Origin of the sequence: Streptomyces sp. NPDC046831 (assembly GCF_040645305.1) — a bacterium.
In the GTDB taxonomy this organism is placed as follows: domain Bacteria; phylum Actinomycetota; class Actinomycetes; order Streptomycetales; family Streptomycetaceae; genus Streptomyces.
In genome coordinates this window covers 207,705-226,567 of record NZ_JBEYXZ010000002.1, presented here as the reverse complement: position 1 = coordinate 226,567, position 18,863 = coordinate 207,705, and the positions used below count along the sequence as shown (strand labels likewise).

Annotated in this window: 17 protein-coding genes; 7 read left to right on the top strand and 10 right to left on the bottom strand. The window is 76.0% G+C overall.

All coding sequences use genetic code 11. The annotated features are described in order from the left end of the window. Positions 1-1,129, top strand: a 1,129-nt coding sequence (locus ABZ920_RS02935; protein ID WP_361498113.1) for a ricin-type beta-trefoil lectin domain protein, incomplete at its 5' end; no start/stop codon positions are given. A gap of 267 nt (positions 1,130-1,396) precedes the next feature. On the opposite strand, the gene ABZ920_RS02930 is transcribed toward ABZ920_RS02935, so the two are convergent. The 4 genes from ABZ920_RS02930 to ABZ920_RS02915 all read right to left on the bottom strand — a co-directional run bounded on the left by ABZ920_RS02930 (position 1,397) and on the right by ABZ920_RS02915 (position 4,232). Next, complete coding sequence (locus ABZ920_RS02930; protein WP_361498112.1) at positions 1,397-1,891, bottom strand: universal stress protein; 495 nt, start codon at positions 1,889-1,891, stop codon at positions 1,397-1,399. Positions 1,892-1,911: 20 nt separating this feature from the next. Beyond that, positions 1,912-3,162: an SLC13 family permease gene (locus ABZ920_RS02925; protein ID WP_361498366.1), complete on the bottom strand. Its 1,251-nt coding sequence runs from the start codon at positions 3,160-3,162 to the stop codon at positions 1,912-1,914. Positions 3,163-3,243: 81 nt separating this feature from the next. Further along, a complete protein-coding gene (locus ABZ920_RS02920; RefSeq protein WP_361498110.1) occupies positions 3,244-3,939 on the bottom strand; it encodes a DUF4232 domain-containing protein in 696 nt (231 codons plus the stop codon). 137 nt (positions 3,940-4,076) lie between these two features. After that, a complete protein-coding gene (locus tag ABZ920_RS02915; protein ID WP_361498379.1) occupies positions 4,077-4,232 on the bottom strand; it encodes a hypothetical protein in 156 nt (51 codons plus the stop codon). A gap of 490 nt (positions 4,233-4,722) precedes the next feature. Between ABZ920_RS02915 and ABZ920_RS02910 the strand changes: the two genes are divergently transcribed. From ABZ920_RS02910 to ABZ920_RS02890, 5 genes are all read left to right on the top strand, one after another. Next, the gene (locus ABZ920_RS02910) at positions 4,723-7,824 is read left to right on the top strand and encodes a glycoside hydrolase family 2 TIM barrel-domain containing protein (RefSeq protein WP_361498108.1); all 3,102 of its coding nucleotides are present in this window, start codon (positions 4,723-4,725) and stop codon (positions 7,822-7,824) included. 197 nt (positions 7,825-8,021) lie between these two features. Further along, positions 8,022-8,822: an aminoglycoside phosphotransferase gene (locus tag ABZ920_RS02905; RefSeq protein WP_361498106.1), complete on the top strand. Its 801-nt coding sequence runs from the start codon at positions 8,022-8,024 to the stop codon at positions 8,820-8,822. Between the two features lie 307 nt (positions 8,823-9,129). Beyond that, positions 9,130-9,375 (top strand): hypothetical protein, encoded by a 246-nt coding sequence (locus ABZ920_RS02900; RefSeq protein WP_361498104.1) that lies wholly within the window; start codon positions 9,130-9,132, stop codon positions 9,373-9,375. Between the two features lie 3 nt (positions 9,376-9,378). Next, complete coding sequence (locus ABZ920_RS02895; protein ID WP_361498102.1) at positions 9,379-9,756, top strand: toxin Doc; 378 nt, start codon at positions 9,379-9,381, stop codon at positions 9,754-9,756. 529 nt (positions 9,757-10,285) lie between these two features. Beyond that, a complete protein-coding gene (locus ABZ920_RS02890) occupies positions 10,286-11,932 on the top strand; it encodes an RICIN domain-containing protein (protein ID WP_361498100.1) in 1,647 nt (548 codons plus the stop codon). Between the two features lie 1,328 nt (positions 11,933-13,260). On the opposite strand, the gene ABZ920_RS02885 is transcribed toward ABZ920_RS02890, so the two are convergent. Then, complete coding sequence (locus tag ABZ920_RS02885) at positions 13,261-14,430, bottom strand: lactate 2-monooxygenase (protein ID WP_361498098.1); 1,170 nt, start codon at positions 14,428-14,430, stop codon at positions 13,261-13,263. Between the two features lie 544 nt (positions 14,431-14,974). Here ABZ920_RS02885 and ABZ920_RS02880 point away from each other — a divergent pair. After that, the gene (locus tag ABZ920_RS02880) at positions 14,975-15,409 is read left to right on the top strand and encodes a protease inhibitor (protein WP_361498097.1); all 435 of its coding nucleotides are present in this window, start codon (positions 14,975-14,977) and stop codon (positions 15,407-15,409) included. Positions 15,410-15,560: 151 nt separating this feature from the next. Here the strand turns inward: ABZ920_RS02880 and ABZ920_RS02875 are convergent, their stop codons facing one another. The 5 genes from ABZ920_RS02875 to ABZ920_RS02855 form a co-directional block, all read right to left on the bottom strand. Beyond that, positions 15,561-15,719, bottom strand: coding sequence for a CDGSH iron-sulfur domain-containing protein (locus ABZ920_RS02875; RefSeq protein WP_361498364.1), 159 nt, complete (start codon positions 15,717-15,719; stop codon positions 15,561-15,563). A gap of 55 nt (positions 15,720-15,774) precedes the next feature. Then, a complete protein-coding gene (locus ABZ920_RS02870; RefSeq protein ID WP_361498095.1) occupies positions 15,775-16,428 on the bottom strand; it encodes a HemK2/MTQ2 family protein methyltransferase in 654 nt (217 codons plus the stop codon). Between the two features lie 21 nt (positions 16,429-16,449). Beyond that, positions 16,450-17,463, bottom strand: coding sequence for an iron-containing redox enzyme family protein (locus ABZ920_RS02865; RefSeq protein WP_361498093.1), 1,014 nt, complete (start codon positions 17,461-17,463; stop codon positions 16,450-16,452). Positions 17,464-17,560: 97 nt separating this feature from the next. Then, complete coding sequence (locus ABZ920_RS02860; protein ID WP_361498091.1) at positions 17,561-17,740, bottom strand: hypothetical protein; 180 nt, start codon at positions 17,738-17,740, stop codon at positions 17,561-17,563. Between the two features lie 68 nt (positions 17,741-17,808). After that, on the bottom strand, positions 17,809-18,843 hold the full coding sequence (locus ABZ920_RS02855; protein WP_361498089.1) for a Ppx/GppA family phosphatase: 1,035 nt from the start codon (positions 18,841-18,843) through the stop codon (positions 17,809-17,811). Positions 18,844-18,863 lie beyond the last annotated feature (20 nt).

The window sequence follows — 18,863 nt, the reverse complement described above, 5'->3', positions numbered from 1 at the left end:
CGTGCCGCCGGTGGGTGGCGAAGCCTTCGGGACCCCGCCGGGCGTGCCGCCGGTGGGTGGCGAACCCTTCGCGTCCTCGCCGGCCCGTCCCGCCGGCACGGGGGAGTCCTTCCCGCAGCCGCCGGCCGACCGGCCCGGCCGCCGTGAGCCGGCCGACCGGTCCGCGCCCGTTCCCGCCCGCGGCGGGCGCGGACGCCCCGCGCCCGCCGGGACCGGCGCCCGTACCGCCTCCCGGAGGTCGGCGCACCGGGCCCGCCGCGCCGCGCGCCGCCGCAACATCGCCGTGGCCGTGGCGGTCGTCAGCGGGCTGGTCGTCCTGCCCCTCGTCCTGTGGTACGCCCTCGGTCCGGGCGACGGCACCACCACCGACGCCGACGGGCAGGCGTCCGAGACGCCCGGCTCCACGGCCGGCGCCCCGGCCCCCGGGCCGTCCCGGGCCGGGTCCGGCTCGCCGGCCCAGGACACCCTGCGCGGACGCCTGCGGAACGCGGCGTCCCGGCTGTGCGTCGGCGTCGTAGGCGGAAAGGCCGCCCTCGGCGCGGAGACCGAGCTGACGACCTGCTCGCAGGAGCCGAGCCAGCAGTGGGCGTACGAGACCGACGGGCTGCTGCGCAACGGCGCCGACCCCGCCCTGTGCCTGGACTCCCACCTCGGCTACTCCGTCCGGCTGTCCTCGTGCCCGCACGTGTCCGAGCCGGGCGGCCGGGACGTCCGCTACGACCTCACCGCGCAGGGCGCCTTCGTGCCGCGCTTCGACCAGGACCTCGCGCTCACCCCCGCGGCCACCGACGGCGCGGGCTCGCTCGTCCTCAAGACCCGCGCGAACACCGCCACCCAGCGCTGGGCGATCGACCGCTCCCAGCCCGGCCTGCGGCTGGAACGGGTCGACTGGGGCGGGAACGGCGCCCTTCCGACAGCCCCGCCCACCCCGGCCGCACCCCCGCCGGCGACCCCGAGGACGACACCGTCCGCACCCACCTCACCGTCCCCGCGGCCGACGCCCACGGAGTCGTACCCGCCCGATGCCTGCTCGCCCTACGGCTACCCCTGCCAGGACGGCGGACAGCACCGCCGGGACGGCTGGCCCGGTCGCGGCTCCGGCTACGGGGACGGCTACGGCGGCCGTTAGGAGGCCCGTCCGGAAGCGAGCCCGCCGGGCGGCGCCCGGCACGCCGACCCGGCCCCCGAGGAGAGGGCGCCCCCACTCGCCGCACCGCCCGAAAACCCCAGTACGCCCGGTGCGTAACCCGTCGCAGGGACGCTCCCGCGGTCTCGGCCGGGCGACTCCCCGGGCACGCGCCGGGGAGCCCCGCGGCCGCCGTTCGCCCGACGAGAACGACCCGGCGCAGAGACCCCTTCGGCAACAGCCCCGGCTGCCTCGGCCGACCCCGCGGCCTCAGGGGCTCGGCAGGGGCGGAGGCGGGGGCAGGGTCGACAGGCCGGGGGCCCGCTCCGGCCACACGAGCAGCACCGGGCAGGGCGCGTGGTCGACGGCGAACCGCGCCGCGGGCCCGAGGCTGTGCGGGCCGAGCCGGGCCCGGTCGCCGTCGCGGGCGACCACCAGCAGGTCGGCGCCCTCGGCGGCCGCCACCACCGCCCGCTCGACCCGCCCGGTCCGCTCCAGCCGCTCGCACGGCCGTCCCAGCCGTGCGGCGGCCGCGTCGAGCAGTTCGGCGGCCGAGGTGTCCCCGAGGGCCGCGAGGCGGTCTCCCGGATCGCGCTCGGGACGGCCGCGGCCCAGCAGCCCGGCGAACGCGCCGTGCGCCACGCCGGGCACCTCGGCGCCGCTGACGTGCAGCAGGACCACCTCGCGCGCGTGGGGCGCGTGTGTGCGCACCGCGTCCACGCAGGCGGGCCAGGTCCCCTCGACGAGCCAGGCGATCACACGCATCCGGTCGGCCTCCCTCGGTGTCACAGCACCTTCAGCGACACCCACAGTGCCACCACGGCCGGGACGAGGGCGGACGGCACGGCGAGCAACCCGAGCCGGGTGAACTCCCTGAGATCCACGCCGTGTTCGTGCTGGTGCACGATGCGCCGCCACAGCAGCGTCGCCAGCGACCCGGCGTACGTCAGGTTGGGCCCGATGTTGACCCCGAGCAGCACCGCCAGCAGGGCCCCGGGGCCGGCCGGGGCGGTCAGCGGCAGCAGCACCAGCACCGCGGGCAGGTTGTTGATCAGGTTCGCCAGGACGGCGGCGAGCGCGGCCACGCCGAGCAGCGCGGGCAGTCCCGTGCCGCCGGGCACGAGGTGGCCGAGCGCGCCGGCGAGCCCGTTGTCGACCACCGCGCGGACCACGATGCCGAGGGCGAAAACGAACGCGAGGAACGACGGAGCCGCTGCCCGCACCACCGTCAGCGGGGTGGCCCGCCGCCGCACCAGCGCCCGCCCGGCCAGCACGAGGGCACCGGCCAGCGCCGCCCAGGCCGGTTCGATGCCGAGCGTGGACGCCACCACGAAGCCCGTCAGCGTGCCGGCGACCGTGACCAGGGCGAACACGGGTGTCTCCGGCGGTCCGGCGGCGGGGGAGGCGGGCGCCGCGGCCGCCAGGTCCCGGGCGAAGAAGCGGCGGAACACCAGGTACTCGGCGCCGATCGCGACCAGCCAGGGCAGCGCCATCAGCCCCGCGAAACGGGTGAAGCTCAGCCCGCTCGCCGCGAACGCCAGCAGGTTGGTGAGGTTGGAGACCGGCAGCAGCAGCGACGCCGTGTTCGACAGATGGGTGCAGGCGTACACGTGCGGTCTGGGCCGCACGCCCGTCCGGGCGGCGGTGGCGAAGACGACCGGGGTCAGCAGCACGACGGTGGCGTCCAGGCCGAGGACGGCCGTGATCGCGGACGCCAGCGCGAACACCGCGGTCAGCAGCCGCGCCGGCCGGCTCCGCGACCAGCGCGCCATCCACGCCCCGCACGCCTGGGAGAGCCCTTCGACGTCGCAGAAGTGGGCGAGGACCAGTACGGCGGCCAGGAAAGCGACGACAGGTCCCAGCCGTTCCGCCTCCGCCCGGGCGTGGTCGAGGGAGATCGCGCCGGTGGCGACGGCGATCCCGGCCGCCGGGACCGCCATGACGGCCTCCGGCCAGCCGAACGGGCGGGCGACGGCCCAGGCGAGGACCGCGACGAGCAGGACGGCGGACAGGGCCTCGGCGAGCGGGGTGTTCAGGACTCGGTCCTCCGGGACACATCAGGGGGTGCCCGGCCATGCAAGCAAACCGGGGCGGCAGGCGCGCCGCCGGCCACCGCCTCAGGTGCCGGTGCCCGGCTGGAGCACCGTGAGGCGTACGGAGGACGCGTTGCCGCTCACGGGTACCTCGCCGGCCGTCCATGTCACGGTGAGAGGGTCCCGCTCGTCCGGCGGGGTCAGCAGCAGTGCGGCGGGTGTCGCCGTCCTCGCCCCGCTGACCTCGGGGTTGGCGAACGTCAGGCCCGCCCAGGCGCTGCCGCCCGGCTTCAGGGTGACGGTCGTGGGCGTGCCCGCGGAGCGCCGGGGATCCGGCCCGAGCTGCTTGCCCGAGCCGTCCACGAAGGCCGCGCCGGGGAATCCGCGCACGGTGCAGGTGCGGCCGGAGGCGTTGGTGAGGACGAGCGGGAAGTTCTCCTGACCGGCGCCCGCGTCCTCCCGGCCCACCGACGCCCTCAGCTCGGAGGTGTGGCAGCGCGTGCCGGCGGCGGCGCGGCTGCTCGCGGCGGCCGTGGCGGAGCCCGCGCCCGTGGTGCCCGGCGCGCCGGAGCCGCTCTGCGCGGCGGTTCCGGTGGGCGCCGCGCTGCTCGCCGGACGCGCTGTCGCCGACGCGGCCGTGTCCGGCGGGGTGCCGCCGGACGTGCCCGCCGTGTCGCCGCCGTCGCAGCCGGCGGTCAGACCCAGTACGGCGGCCGCGCCCGCGAGCAGGACCGCCCGGGACGGGCGCGGGGACCGTAAGGACGAGGACGTGTGTGCCATGTTCACCACTCCCGGGATGCACCGCACGCGGTCGGCGTGACGTCACGTACTGCTCTGGTGACCCGGACCGTGCGGAGTATGCGGCCGGCACCGGGCCACCGCGGCGGCGGTGCCACGAGGATGCCGCCGTGCCCGGCTCACTCCTCGTCGAGCAGGCCCAGCTCCGCCCAGACCCTCTTGCCCTCGTGCCTGTGCAGGCTGCCCCGTCGCCGGGTGAGCTGCGCGACCGGCAGCAGACCGCGGCCGCCCTCGTCCCACGTCTTGACGCGCCGCAGGTGCGGTGCCGTGGACACACCACTGCCGCGCGTCGCCTCCGCGGCCCGCCGGGAACGGCAGGCGACGCGTCCGCGGGGGCCGGGCGAAGGGGCGCCCGGCCGGGGACGCGGCGGGCCACCGCGGGCCGACCGGCGGCCACCGCAACGACGCCGCGGCCTCCCCGGCCGGCGTCGGCGGACCGTCCCGTACCGGGGCCGGCGTCCCGCACGCCGCAGGAGCCGTTGGACCCCGGGCCGGGCCGGCCGCGCCGTCCGCGCGCCGCGGCCACGCACTACGCCGAATGCGAGGTGGCGCACCGGTGGGGTGGTGAGCGAATTGGTCACCAACGCGATCCGTTACGGCACCCCGCCCATCCGGCTGCGGCTGATCCACGACGAGTCCCACCTGATCTGCGAGGTCTCCGACACCAGCCACCGGCTCTTGACGATCGGGTGCCTCACACCGTCAGAATCTGTTCGTTCGCGATCAGTTGTGAGTGGTTCTGGGTTGTGGTGAGGGAGAGTCGTCGTGTCGGTCACGCGTAGATCGGTATTGATCGCAGGTACGGCCGCCCCCGCGGCCGGCGCACTGCTGAGCGGCCCGGCCGCCGGAATCGCCGGCGCGGCGGAGGCCGCCCGCGTGCCCGGCCGCCGCACCGTCCCGCTGCGCGACGGCTGGCGCTTCGCGCTGGTCGATCCCGGCGGCCTCGCCGACCCCGCCGGCGTCTACGCCGACGCCGCCGAGCCGGGCCACGACGACTCGGCCTGGCGCCGGGTGGCGGTCCCGCACGACTGGAGCATCGAGCAGACCCCCACCACCGAGCACGGCACCACCAGCGGCACCGGCTTCCTGCCGGGCGGCCTCGGCTGGTACCGCCTCGCCTTCACCCTGCCGCCCGCCAGCGCGGGCAAGCGGATCTCGGTCGAGTTCGACGGCGTCTACATGGACTCCCACGTCTACTGCAACGGCACCGAGGCCGGCCGCCACCCCTACGGCTACACCGGCTTCGCCTTCGACCTCACCGACCTGGTGCACACCGACGGCACCACCGAGAACGTCCTCGCGGTCAAGGTGCAGAACCAGCTCCCCAGCAGCCGCTGGTACTCCGGCAGCGGCATCTACCGCGAGGCCCGCCTGGTGATCACCGAGCCGGTGCACGTGGAGCGCTGGGGCACCCGGGTGACCACGCCCGAGGTCACCGCCGAGCGGGCCCGGGTGCGGGTGCGGACCGCGGTGCTGAACGAGTCGGGGGCCGCCGCCGAGGTCGAGATCAGGTCGGCGGTCGCCGGCCCCGACGGCCGGACGGTGGCCCGGACGACGTCCACGGTCACCGTCGACGGCCGGCGGGAGGAGACGCACGAACTGGCCGTCACCGGTCCCCTCAGGTGGGACTTCGCCGCCCCGCACCGCTACACGCTCACCACCGAACTGCGCGTGGCCGGCCGCACCGTCGACACGTACACCACCCGCTTCGGCATCCGCACCTTCGGTTTCGACCCCGACGAGGGATTCCACCTCAACGGCGTCCGCACCAAGATCAAGGGCGTCGACCTGCACCACGACCAGGGCGCGCTCGGCGCCGCCGTCAGCATCGACGCCGTGCGCCGGCAGATGACCCTGATGAAGTCGATGGGCGTCAACGCCTTCCGCACCTCGCACAACCCGCCCTCCCCGCAGATGATCGAGGTCTGCGAGGAGCTCGGCATCGTGATGATGGTGGAGGCCTTCGACTGCTGGCGCACCGGCAAGAACCGCTACGACTACGGCCGGTTCTTCGACGAGTGGTGCGAGAAGGACGCCACGGAGATGGTGCTCGCCGCCCGCAACTCGCCCGCCGTCGTGCTGTGGTCCATCGGCAACGAGATCCCCGACTCCACCTCCGCCGCCGGCCTCGCCATGGCCGACCGCGTCATCGCCGCCATCAGGGCGGCGGACGACACCCGACCGCTCGTCATCGGCTCGGACAAGTACCGCAGCCTGCCGCAGAAGGGCTCGCCGGCCGACCTGATGCTGGCGAAGCTGGACGGTCTCGGACTCAACTACAACAGCGCCAAGTCGGTGGACGCGCTGCACGCCGCCTACCCGCACCTCTTCCTCTTCGAGTCGGAGTCCTCGTCGGAGACCTCCGCGCGCGGCGCCTACCAGGAACCGGAACACCTCAACACGGGCGAGAACCACACGCCGGGCCGGCGCGCCACCTCCTCGTACGACAACAACCTCGCCTCCTGGACGATGAGCGGGGAGTACGGCCTGAAGAAGGACCGCGACCGCCCGTGGTTCGCGGGGCAGTTCCTGTGGTCGGGCGTCGACTACATCGGGGAGCCCACGCCGTACGACGTCTTCCCGGTGAAGGCGTCCTTCTTCGGCGCCGTCGACACCGCCGGCTTCCCCAAGGACATGTACCACCTGTTCCGGAGCCAGTGGACGGCCGAGCCCATGGTCCACCTGCTGCCCATGACGTGGAACCACGAGCCCGGCGACACGGTGGAGGTCTGGGCGTACTCCAACGTGGAGTCCGTCGAGCTGTTCCTCGACGGCAGGTCCCTGGGCACGCGCCGTTTCGACACGAAGAGGACCACCGACGGCCGCACCTACCTGGAGACCACCGGGGCCACCGGCGACGACAAGACCTTCACCGACGGGCCCTACCCGGGCAGTTACACGAGCCCCAACGGCAGCGCGGGCGCACTGCACCTGACGTGGAAGGTGCCCTTCGCCCCGGGCGAGCTGAAGGCGGTGGCCCGCCGCGGCGGCAGGGTCGTGGCCACCGACGTCCTGCGCACCGCGGGGCAGCCGCACGCCGTGCGCCTCACACCGGACCGCACGTCCCTCGCGGCCGACGGCCGCTCGCTGGCCTTCCTGACCGCGGAGGTCGTCGACGCGCACGGAGTGGTCGTGCCCGACGCCGAGCACCTGATCTCCTTCGACGTGTCGGGAGGCTCCCTGGCCGGCGTCGACAACGGCCGCCAGGAGAGCGCCGAGCGCTACCAGGCCGCGACCCGCACCGCCTTCCACGGCAAGGCGCTCGCCATCGTGCGCTCCGGCGCGAAGCCGGGCACGCTGCGGGTCACCGCACGGGTGGCCGGCCTGCGCACGGGCACCGCGACGTTGCAGACCACACCCGCCCGGTCGCCCGCGACCACCCCGGCGGCCCGCTTCGCTCCGGACCACCCGGCACCCGTCGAGCACCCGCACGCGGACGCCAGTTACTCGGGCCGGCCCGACACCCTGCCCGCCGCCATGCTCGACGGCGATCCGGCCACCGGCTGGTCCAACGGCTTCCGCAAGGCGGCCACCGCGCTGCTGCCCGCCTTCGACGGCGCCCGCCCCGAGGACTGGGTCTCCCTCGACTGGGGCCGGCCCCGGACGATGGACCGGGTGGAGGTCTCCTTCACCGTCGACACCACCCACAGCCTGCCCGCCGCGGTGGAGGTCGCCGTCTGGAACGGGCGTGCGTACGCGCCCGTGCGGGGCGCGCGCACCGTCTGGGCCGGCGGCTCCGACGAGCCCACCGTCGTCACCTTCGACGCCGTGCGCGGCTCCCGGGTGCGGCTCACCCTGACGAGCCGTCACCCCGGTGAGGCGCGGGGCGCGGTGCGGATCAGCAGGCTGGAGGTGCCGGCCGGCTGAGGGCAGGCCCGCGCCGCGGCGGGAGACCAGGCAGGAGTGCGCACGGCACCCGTCCGATTTCGGTCACCTTGCGGTCGCAACGGTGCCTACCGGGCGGTATCCCTGCCGCGCGCGCCGCCCCGGCCGTACGCTGACCGGGGCGGTGCCGCCCCTGCCGTCACGAAATGAGGAAACCGCACCCCGTGTCCCTGCCGCGCGTGTCTTTCGACGACCTGCCCGACGCCGCCCGCCGGGCCGTCACGAGCCGGGCCGGTACCGTTCGGGCCGCCCGAGCGGCCGGAGGCGGCGCCGACACGGGCGTGGCCGCCCTGCTGGACACCGGCGCGGGGCGGGTCTACGTCGAGGGTGTCCCCGCCGACCATCCGCACGTCGTCGAGCGGCGCCGCGAGATCGCGCTGAACCCGCACCTGCCGGACACCTGCCCGCGCCTGCTGTGGCACGTCGAGGCCGGCGGCTGGGTGCTCCTCGGTCACGAGGCCGTCGAGGGGCGCCCCGCCGACTACACCCGCCCGGACGACGTGGTCCTGGTGCTGGCCGCGCTGAAGGAACTCCAGCGGGTCGGCGCGCCCTGCGGCGTCGAGGTGGACACGGCGCCGGAGCGGTGGGGCAAGTACGCCGACGACGGCGAGGGCGGCGCCTTCGACGGCGACACGCTGCTGCAGGCGGACTGGGCGCCGGCCGACGTGCTGATCGGCGCGGGACGGGCCCGGATCGTCGACTGGGCACGGCCCACGCGGGGCGCCGCCTGGATCGACCCGTTCCTGCTGGCGCTGCGCCTGACGGCGGCCGGGCACAGCGCCGCCGTCGCGGTCAGCTGGGTCCAGCGGGTGGCGTCCTGGCGGGCGGCCGAGCCGGAGACCCTGCACGCCTTCGCGGTGGCGGTGGCGCGCCTGTGGGCCGACATCGCCGCGGAGGATCCCGTCCCGCCGAAGGTTGCCCTGGCCGAGAGTGCCGAGCGGCTGAGGGCCTGGCTCGGCGTGCGATGGGCCGCGCTCTGACGGGCCCGCCGGGGCGGACCGCGTGCCGGGGCAGCCGGCCGCGGGGTGCGGTGACCGGGGTGTGACGCCGGCTCAACCCGCTCCGGCCGGCCGTGGTGCGGGGTTCGAGGCCGGTTCGGCCCGGCCCGGTCGCCCGGCGGGCCGTGGCCCGGGGTCCGGCGCCCGGTCACCGGCCGGCCGGCGGGCGGGGTGTCCGGCCGTCGCGGACGGCTCCCGGGTGGTGTCCGGGCTGCCCGGCGGTACCCGTGGGCCGCCGGGGTGACCTGGCCGGATTTACGGGAAAACACCCGGGCGGTACCGTGAGGACATGCCAGCTCTCAACGTGGAGTTCAGTGACCGCGAGCTAGAGGACCTGCGGCAGATCGCCAAGGAGCGCGGAACGTCGATGAAGGCGCTCGTGCGCGAGGCGGCAGCGGCCGACATAGCCCGGCACCGTGCCCTGCAGGAGGGCGCCGAGGCCTTCCGCCGGTTCTTCTCGGCCCACGCCGACGAGTTCGCGGCCGCGTTCCCCGAGGACGAAGCACCCACGAAGGGCGAGGGGCGGGCCGCCTGAACGATGACCCCCGTCATCCACATCGATGTGCCCTGGTTGCTCCAGCGCCACGAGGAAGTGCTGCCGGACCAGCCCACCATCAACGACTTCTCGGCACTGGTGGCCGCCGTCGCCCGCCACCGTGTCGACCCGCCGCGCCTCGGCGCCGACTCCGACCCGGCGTGGCGGGCCGCCGCACTGCTGCACACCCTCGCGGTGCTCAGGCCGCTGCCCTCCGCCAACGCCCGCTTCGCCTGTGCCACGGCCGTGGCGTACATGTTCGTCAGCGGGGTCGGGATCGACCCGCCCTACGGGGCCCTCGTCGACCTCGCGCGCGATCTGATGGACGGCAAGACGGACGTCTACGGCGCCGCCGACCGCCTGCGCGGCTGGCAGATCTGACCTGACGACGGCTCACCGGCCTCCGCGGACGCCGGTGAGCCGGGCGGCTGCCGAGCACACCGCCCGCCGGTCGCGGAACGATCACCCTTCCCGGCGTGAACGGGCCCCGGGCCGCCGGTCCCGGGCGGGGGACGGGGCCGGCGGCCGTCACGCGCGGGAGGACCGCCGTCCTGCGCGGGGCCCGAACCGGGGGCCGACCCCAGCCGACCACCCCGGGCCGTGCGCCGGAAGGGTGTGCGGGGGGCCGGCCCGTGCGCACGCCGCGCACGGGGCGCGCTTCTGTCGAAAGGGCGTGCGAGCCACATCGGGCGCGCCGCGTCCGGGGGCCGGGCCGAAGACGGCCGATGTGCTTCGGTCGCCTTGTTGCCCCTGGCCGGGGTGTGTCAGGGTGAACCACTGTGCGCGGTGAGTAACGGCCTTGTGTCCAGGGCGAGTTGGTGACCCCTGCCGGTTTCGCCGGACGTCCGGTGGCCGGATGCGCCGCGCCCTCACGCACGACGACCAGGTACGCACCGAAGGAATCCGCTCCGTGCCCACCCCCCACGCCCCTCGTCCCCACCACCCCCCGCCCGCCGGCGTGCCCGTGGAGTCCGACGACTCCCTCGCCGCCCGCCTCAGAGGCAGTACGGACGGCGAGGCCGCCCACTCCGTCGCCCTGCTGATCGCCCGCCACTGGCAGCCGGCCCACGACTACGCGGCCATCTGCCTCGCCTCCGCGGCGCCGATCGCCGGGATGGTCACCACGGCGGCCGTCCACCAGGTCCTCGACCGCCTGACCCTGGGCGAGGAAGGAACGGCCCTGCGCCCCCGGCTGCTGGTGGCCGTGCGCGACACCGTCCGGCACTGGGCCGCCGAGGACCGGATGTCCGGCGTGCTTCCTCAGTGGCGCGGACCCACCGGGGGACGGGGCCTGCGGGCCCCCGTCCCGCCGGCCCCGGAGCACGGACGGCTCGCCCGGCGGGCCTTCGAGCTCCTGCCCGCGGACGCCCGCTGCCTGCTGTGGCACACCCAGGTCGAGGCCGAGCCCGTCACCGTCCCGGCCGGGCTGCTGGGCGTGGACGTCGAGACCGCCTCGGCCCTGTGCCGGCAGGCGCGGGAGAGCTTCCACGAGGGCTGCGTCCGGGCCCACCGCGAGTTCGCCCCCAGCGACGACTGCCGCTTTCACAACCGCCTGCTCGACGTACCGATCCGCCGCGGCGGCACCCTGCTGCCGGACGTGCGGCGGCACCTGGCCGACTGCCGCTACTGCCGCGAGGCGGCGGAAGAACTCGGCCGGATCGAGCGGGACATGGACGCCCTGCTCGCCGAGGCCGTGCTCGGCTGGGGCGCCCGCCGCTACCTCGACTCACGGCCGGGGCGTACGCAGCCGGGGCCGACGGGAGAGAGTGCCGCCCGGCACGGCGGCGGGCGGCGCTCCGGCGGTGGCCGCCGCCGGCTGCTGTCGCCGGCGCCGTCGCCCGGCCGCCGGATTCCCGGTGGGCTCCGGACGCCCTGGACCCTGAGCGCGGGCTTCGGGCTCGTCTCGGCGGGGCTCCTCGCGACCGTACTCGGGGTCGGCGGGTGGCCGCCCGGCGGCACCGCCCCCGCCGCGCCGGCCGGTGTCACCGGCGCGGCAGGCACGGCACCCGGCGGAGAGCTCCCGGCCCCGCCCACCGGGCGGACCGTGCCGCCCGGCGCGGTCGGCACGCCCACGGCCGCGGAGCCGGCCCGGCTGCGCAACGTCGGCGCCGGCCTGTGCCTCGGCGTCCGCGGCGAGCCGCGGCCGGGCGCGGCCGCCACGCTCGCGGTGTGCTCCTCCGCCTGGACCCAGCGGTGGTGGCTGGAGAAGGACGGGCTGCTGCGCAGCGCGGCCGACCCCGGACTGTGCCTGGACGCGTACGCGGACGCCGGGGTGGTCGTCCTCGGCGGTTGCGCGGACGCGGAGGCGCCGCGGAGCCGTGACGTGCGCTACGACCTGACGACGCGAGGGGAGGTGCTCTCGCGCCGGTACCAGGGACTCGCCCTCGCCTCCACCGCACCTGGCCCGGACGCCGACGTCGTCGTCACGGCCCGCGACGGCTCCGCCGCCCAGCGGTGGGTGACCGACCCGGTCCCGGCCGCTCCGGAAGCGCTCTCGAGCGCCGGCACGCCCGCCCCGCGCGCCCGTCCGGTCGACCTGCCGGAGCGAACCGCCTGAGGGGCCGCGCCCGCCCCCCGGCCCGCGACCGCTCCGCCGCCGACCGGTGGGTGATCGACCCGTTCCCGGTCGCTGCGGAAGCGCTCTCGTGCGCCGGCACGTACGCGCTGCGCGCCCGCCGGGTGGACCTGTCGGAGCGAAGTGCCCGGCCGCCCTGGGCGACCTGAGCGGGCGTACCACGCCGGCCGTGACGGCGCGCGGGGAGGCGTGAGCGAACCGCCTGAGCGGCCGCGCCCGCCCCCCGGCCCGCGACCGCTCCGCCGCCGAGCGGTGGGTGATCGACCCGTTCCCGGTCGCTGCGGAAGCGTTTTCGTGCGCCGGCACGTACGCGCTGCGCGCCCGCCGGGTCGACCTGTCGGAGCGAAGTGCCCGGCCGCCCTGGGCGACCTGAGCGGGCGTCCCACGCCGGCCGTGACGGCGCGCGGGAAGGCCTGAGCGGACCGCCTGAGCGGACCGTCTGAGCGGCCGCGCCCGCCCCGGGCCCGCGACGGCTCCGCCGACCGGTGGGTGATCGACCCGTTCCCGGTCGCTGCGGAAGCGCTCTCGGGCGCTGGCACGTACGCGCTGCGCGCCCGCCGGGTGGACCTGTCGGAGCGATGTGCCCGGCCGCTCTCGGCGACCTGAGCGGGCGTACCACGCCGGCCGTGACGGCGCGTGGGGAGGCGCGAGCGGACCGTCTGAGCGGCCGCGCCCGCCTCCCGGCCCGCGACCGCTCCGCCGCCCGGTCCGGCGTTCTCCCCCGCCTTCGCGGCGTGCGCCTGAGGTCCGGGCCCGGCGGCTTCGACCGCCGTTCGGATCGTCCGGGCGCGACCGGCCGGCCCCGCGTCCTCCGTCCGGGAGCTGCCCGGTGGGGAGAGCCCGAGGGGCCTCGGAGCGCCAGTGGGGAGAGCCGGGGAGCGCCGGTGGGGGAGAGCCGGGGAGCGCCGGTGGGGGAGAGCCGGGGAGTGCCGCGCTCTTCCTCCCCTGGGGGTCGCGGCGAGGGTACGGACGGGCGGCCCGGCGGGCGTTCGGACCCCGGGGCGGGGGTCCGTGCCCCCTTCGCTCCGCAGGGGCGCCCGGCCGGGAGGCAAGTCCAGTGGGATGCTGAGCGGGCTCCGGGACAGAGCCGTGAAGGGCCGGACGGCCTCGCGGCCTCGGCGCCCGGGAGCCGTTCCCTGTGGGAAGGCGGCAGGCTGCGCGGCGCCGGCGGCGTTTCCGCGCAGCGGACGGGCAGGCGGGCCCTGGGCGTGCGTGCCGGGCCGATTCGGGGAGGCCGCGGCAGGGCGGGGCAAGAGCCCCGTGGGCGCCGCCACCGCGGGGGCCCGTCCGGGCGGGCCCCCCGCGGTCGGTCAGGCCGGGTGCTCGACGAGGTCGGCGGGGCCGACCGTCGCCGGGGTGGCGTGGCCGCTGAGGGCGAGGGTGAGGTCGAACTCCGCGAGCAGGCAGCGGATCACGTGCTCGACGCCGGCCTGCCCGTCGAGGCCCAGCCCGTAGACGTACGGGCGCCCCAGCAGCACCGCCCGGGCGCCGAGCGCGAGGGCCTTGAACACGTCGTCGCCGGTGCGCACGCCGCTGTCGAACAGGACGCTCAGCCGGTCGCCCACCGCCTCGACCACCCCGGGCAGCGCGTCGGCCGCCGCGATCGAGCCGGCCACCTGGCGGCCGCCGTGGTTGGACACGACCACCCCGTCCATCCCCGCGTCGGCGGCGAGGCGGGCGTCGTCGGGGTGCAGCACGCCCTTCAGGACGATCGGGCCGTCCCAGTGCTCGCGCAGGAAGGCCAGGTCCGGCCAGGTCTTGCCGGGGTCGGCGAACATGCCGACGAAGCGCATCACCGCCGCGTTCGGGTCCTCGTGCACCGGCTTGGCCAGCCCGGCCCGGAACGCCGGGTCGGTGAAGTAGTTGGCGGTGCCCACCCCGTGCAGGAACGGCAGGTAGGCCTGGTCCAGGTCGCGCGGGCGCCAGGCGAGCAGCGGCGTGTCCAGCGTGACGACCAGGACGCTGAACCCTGACGCCTCCGCCCGCCGCAGGAAGCTCCGCGTCACCTCACGGTCCTTGGCCCAGTACAGCTGGAACCAGCGCTCGGCGTCCCCCATCGCCTTCGCGACCTCCTCCATGGGCGTGCTGGAGGCCGACGACAGGACGTACGGCACGCCCTGCGCGGCGGCCGCGCGCGCGGCCGCGCACTCGGCGTCCGGATGCATGATCGACAGCACGCCGACCGGTGCCAGCGCCAGGGGAGCCGGCAGGTCGCGGCCGAGCAGGCGCACGGACAGGTCCCGTTCCGCCACGTCCCGCAGCATCCGTGGCACGATCCGGCGCCGCTGAAGGGCCGCCCGGTTCGCGCGCGCCGTGCTGCCGTCGCCCGCGCTGCCCGCCACGTAGCCCACCGGGCCGGGGCCGAGCCGCTGCTCGGTCAGCTCCTCGAGGCGGGTCAGATCGGTGGGCAGCCGGGGCACGGCACCCGTCATCCCGTGCAGATAGATCTCGTACTGGAAGTCCGCCCAGTGCTGCGCCATCCGTCCGCCCCGCCTTCCGTCACCGATCACGCGTGAGCCCCCGACCATACTGGCCGGTACGGGCGTGGGGACCCGCCGGGGCCGGACCGCCACCGCGCCCCCGGGGCCGCGCCGTCCGAGCGGGCCGGCGCGCAGTCCGGCTCAAGGCCGGCGCCCGATCCGGCTCACGGACGGCGCGCGATCCGGCTCAGGGACGGCGCGCGGGCTCAGAGGCGGCGACGACGGCCCCGAGATGAACAGGAACGCTCGCCCAGGGGGCCGGGAGGGGCGGATCGGCGCCGGAAGCGGAATGTTTCCGGACGATTAACGAAGGCAGGGATTCAGGCCATCCGGCCGGATCCGGTGATCTGCAACCGTACGGATGCGGGGTCGGAACGTTCGAATTCCGTGACTTCTCGCCACTGATTCAATACGCAAGGTTACCGAAACCCGAGGGTTCGATGTGAGTTTCGGCAGCGGACTCGGCAGACTCCCGCTCGCCGGTCCGGCACCGATCGCGTCGGTTCCGGCGTCTCTCATCGAATCGAGCGGAAGGAAGCACACAATGCGGAACACCGCGCGCTGGGCAGCGGCCCTCGGACTGACGGCCACCGCCGTCTGCGGACCCCTCACCGGGGCCGCGCTCGCCGCACCGTCCGGCGCCACCGCCTCGCTCTACGCCCCCTCGGCCCTGGTGCTGACGGTGGGCCACGGCGACAGCGCGGCCGTCGCCACCCCCGAGCGCGCCGTCACCCTGACGTGCGCCCCGTCGGCTTCCGGCACCCATCCGGCCGCGCCCCTGGCCTGCGCCGAACTGCGCGGCACCGGCGGTGACTTCAACGCCCTGACGGCCCGGGACGACGTCCTGTGCACCAAGGAGTACCGCCCCGTGGTGGTCACGGCCGCCGGCGTCTGGCAGGGCAAGCGGGTCTCCTACGAGCGCACCTTCGCCAACGAGTGCGTGAAGAACGCTGCCGCGACGAGCGTCTTCGCGTTCTGAAAAGACCGGGATCGCACGAACGCCGTGCACCATGGAGGGGTCCCGCAGCTGGGGAGTGCGAGCCCCCGCACGGTGGTCCTGCGATCCCGCAACAGGGGCCGGCGGGCGGAGTGGGGCCGCCCGCCGGCCCCTGGTACCACCTCCCGTGCCGTCAGGCCCTCTTGCGGTGACTGGTGTCGCACCACGGGTACCGGCGGCTGCGGCGGCAGGTGCACAGGGCGACCCGGAAGCGGTCCGAGGTGACCGTGCTGCCGTCTTCCAGCTCCACCTCGACCGGCCCCTCCACCAGGATGGGACCGCGCCGCTGCATCGTGACCCGGCGCGGCGGCTGCGGACGGTCGGCGCCGGCGGCGGGGCGGGAGCCGTCAGAGGGGTCGTTCGGCACGGATGATCACCAGCTCTTCCTTCTCGTCGGCCGGGGACAGCAGACCGCACTCGCGCAGCCACCCCTGCCTCGCCCGCATGACGGGGCCGAACGCGATCCAACGGCGGCGCGCCACCTCGGCCTTCAGGCCCGCCGCGCGCAGATCGGCCACCGTGCGCTCCGGGTCGCTCAGCGCCGAGTGCACGATCAGCAGCACACCGCCGCGCCGCAGCAGCGGGGGAGCGTCCCGGCAGATCCGGTCCAGTACGAGGCGCCCGTCGCCGCCGGCGTCCCACGCGCGGGACCTGCCGCGCGGCGTGCGTCCGGCCTCGGGGGCCGGCACGTAGGGCGGATTGGCCAGGATCATGTCGAACGACCGGTCGCGGACCGGGCCGAAGAGGTTGCCGCGCCGGATGTGGATCCGCAGCCGGGCCATGCGCGCGTTGAGCCGGGCGGTCCACACCGCCCGGCGGGACACGTCCACCGCCGTGACGTGCGCGCCTCGCCGGGCGGCCTCCAGCGCCAGCGCACCGCTGCCGGTGCCCACGTCGAGGACCCGGGCGTCCGGCGCGAGGGGCTCCTCGGCCAGGGCTTCGGCCAGAAACGCTGTGTCGTCCTGAGGGGCGTACACGCCCGGGAGTACCAGTGCATTCACGGCGCTCGTGTACCCCGGACCTCAGCAGGTATGAGCCGTCCCGGCAGGCAACGGAAGGCGCAGCGAGGTGCGTCCGGCACGCCAGTCGCCGAGCAGCCGCGCGGCCAGACGGCCCTCCAGGTACTCGGTCGCGTCGATGCCGAAGGCGATGTCCGCGGCCAGGTGCGGCTCCTCGGCCAGCAGGCCGCCGATCACCTCGTGGCGCACGACCTGCTCGTGCACCGCGTCCGCCTCGACGTGCTCGTCATAGAAGAACTCGGCGGCCGGTCCGGCGCCCGTGCGGCGCATCGCCTCCGCCAGCCGCCGCGAACCGGGGGAGGAGGTGATCTCGACGGAGGCGAAGTGGCCGACCAGGGCGCCGCGCAGCTCGCGGTGCAGGCCGAACAGGGACATGAGGTTCACCGTGGCCAGCACCTCCGGCGAGGCGGCGTCCAGGTAGCGGCCGTACGCCGTGTCCAGACCGAGGTCGGTCATCAGGTCGGCGAACAGCCGGGCGTGGACGCGGTCGGCCCGGCCGCCGCCCCACTCGTCGAACTCGACCGCGGCCATCGCCGCCTTCGCCGTGCCCCACAGGCGGGGCAGCACCCAGGCGTGCGGGTCGGCCTCCTTGAGGTGGTACAGGGAGCGCTGGGCCGCGTACTCGCGCAGCTGCCACAGCTCGCCCTCGTCCCGCAGGAAGTGGCTGACGCCGGTGCCGTCCACGGGCTCGACGAGGAGGGCGGCGAGGGCGTCGTCGAGGCTGTCGTGCACCGGCGTGTCCGCGCGCAGGGCGGACAGGAAGCGCCGCTCCAGTGCCGCCCGCACGCGCAGCAGGTCCGGGTCCCACTCGCGCTCCGGCGAGACGTCCGCGAAGCCGCGGTAGTGGAGCTCGTAGCACAGGTAGAGAGCGAGCTGGAGGTCGTCCCCGTACGGGTCCGCGCCGTCGGCCTCCTCGGGCCGCGGCAGGGCGCCGGCGCCACGCAGGTACTCCGTCACGGCTGCGGAGATCGGCCCCCGGGCAGGGGGCAGCTCGGGTCCTCGGCGATCGTGGTTCATGGGACCCTCGTACCCAGAAGGCGCCAGGTCACCCGCCGCCCCGGACGCACCGTCCGGTCGGCCGGGACGGTCGGGCGGCGGGGCCGGTCCCCGTCCCTCACTCGCCCTGGGACTCCTCCTGCGCGCGCGTGTTCGTCGTGATGGCCTCCCCGTCCTCGCCCGCGTGGCGGGGGTCCTCGGAGTCGTCGACGTGCTTCTTCTCGGCCTCCTCGACCTCGCGCAGGACCTCCTCGATCGCGGTCTCGGGGCGGTCTTCGTGCTGATTGTCGGCGGGCACGGTGGTCTCCTCTCCTGTGATGATGCCGGTGTGGGTCCGTGTGCTGGTGGGGTGCGGCGCCGCCGCGCTCAGCTCCTGGTGGTGGCCAGGCGCAGCGGCACCGGCGCGGGGTGCGCCGTCTCCTCGCTCAGCCGGGACATCTCCGCCCACCAGGACGCGCCGTCCTCGATGTGCCGGAGCATGATGCCCTCGCGGATCGCCCAGGGGCAGACGGTCACTTCCTTCAGGCCGGTCAGCTTCATCGCCGTGTGCCCGACCACCGCGCCCGCCAGGCTCTGCGCGGCGCGCGGGGCCGAGATCCCGGGCAGCCGCGCGCGTTCGGCCGCGGGCAGGGCGGCCAGCCGGCCGACGGCCCCGCGCAGGTCGGACCGGCGCAGCCGGCGCTCCACGAAGGGGCCGTGGCGTCCGGGGGCGGCTCCGCACAGCCGGCCCAGCTGCTGGAAGGTGCGCGAGGCCGCCACCGCGGTGCGCGGCCCCTCCCAGCGGATGCGCGCGGCCACGTCCCGCAGCTCGTGCCGGACCCTGCGCCGCATCGCCCTGAGCTGGTCCGGGGAGGTGAGGTCGCCGCCGTCCAGGAACTCGTGGGTCAGCCGGCCGGCACCGAGCGGCAGCGACGCCACGAAGTCCGGCAGGCGGCCCCGGCCGAACGCCACCTCGAACGAACCGCCGCCGATGTCCAGCAGCGCCAGCGGTCCGGACCGCCAGCCCATCCAGCGCCGCGCCGCGAGGAACGTCAGCTCCGCCTCGACCTCGCCGGGCAGCGTGCACAGCGCGATGCCGGTTCGCTCGCGGACCGTGCGCAGCACGTCCAGACGGTTCGGGGCGTTGCGCACGACGGCGGTGGCGAAGGCCAGCGGCCCGGCCGCGCCCCACCGGGCCGCGGTCCGGGCCGCCTCGCCGACCGCGTCGGCGAGCCGGTCCACCGCCTCCTCGGGCAGGCGCTCCCCGGGTCTGGCCAGTTCGGACAGTCTCAGGCGCCACTTGGCGGTGTGCACCGGCAGTGGCACCCCACCGGCTCCCACGGCCCCATCGGCGCCACCCTCGACGTCCGCCACCACGAGCCGGACCGTGTTCGATCCCGCGTCCACCACGCTGATTCGCATGCGCCCGTGGGTACCCCCTC

Coding starts and splice junctions, on each gene's coding strand:
- ABZ920_RS02900 (WP_361498104.1), top strand. CDS start 9,130: ATGCCAGCTCTCAACGTGGAGTTCAGTGACCGCGAGCTAGAGGACCTG.
- ABZ920_RS02865 (WP_361498093.1), bottom strand. CDS start 17,463: ATGAACCACGATCGCCGAGGACCCGAGCTGCCCCCTGCCCGGGGGCCG.
- ABZ920_RS02930 (WP_361498112.1), bottom strand. CDS start 1,891: ATGCGTGTGATCGCCTGGCTCGTCGAGGGGACCTGGCCCGCCTGCGTG.
- ABZ920_RS02875 (WP_361498364.1), bottom strand. CDS start 15,719: ATGCAGCGGCGCGGTCCCATCCTGGTGGAGGGGCCGGTCGAGGTGGAG.
- ABZ920_RS02895 (WP_361498102.1), top strand. CDS start 9,379: ATGACCCCCGTCATCCACATCGATGTGCCCTGGTTGCTCCAGCGCCAC.
- ABZ920_RS02855 (WP_361498089.1), bottom strand. CDS start 18,843: ATGCGAATCAGCGTGGTGGACGCGGGATCGAACACGGTCCGGCTCGTG.
- ABZ920_RS02920 (WP_361498110.1), bottom strand. CDS start 3,939: ATGGCACACACGTCCTCGTCCTTACGGTCCCCGCGCCCGTCCCGGGCG.
- ABZ920_RS02880 (WP_361498097.1), top strand. CDS start 14,975: ATGCGGAACACCGCGCGCTGGGCAGCGGCCCTCGGACTGACGGCCACC.
- ABZ920_RS02885 (WP_361498098.1), bottom strand. CDS start 14,430: ATGGCGCAGCACTGGGCGGACTTCCAGTACGAGATCTATCTGCACGGG.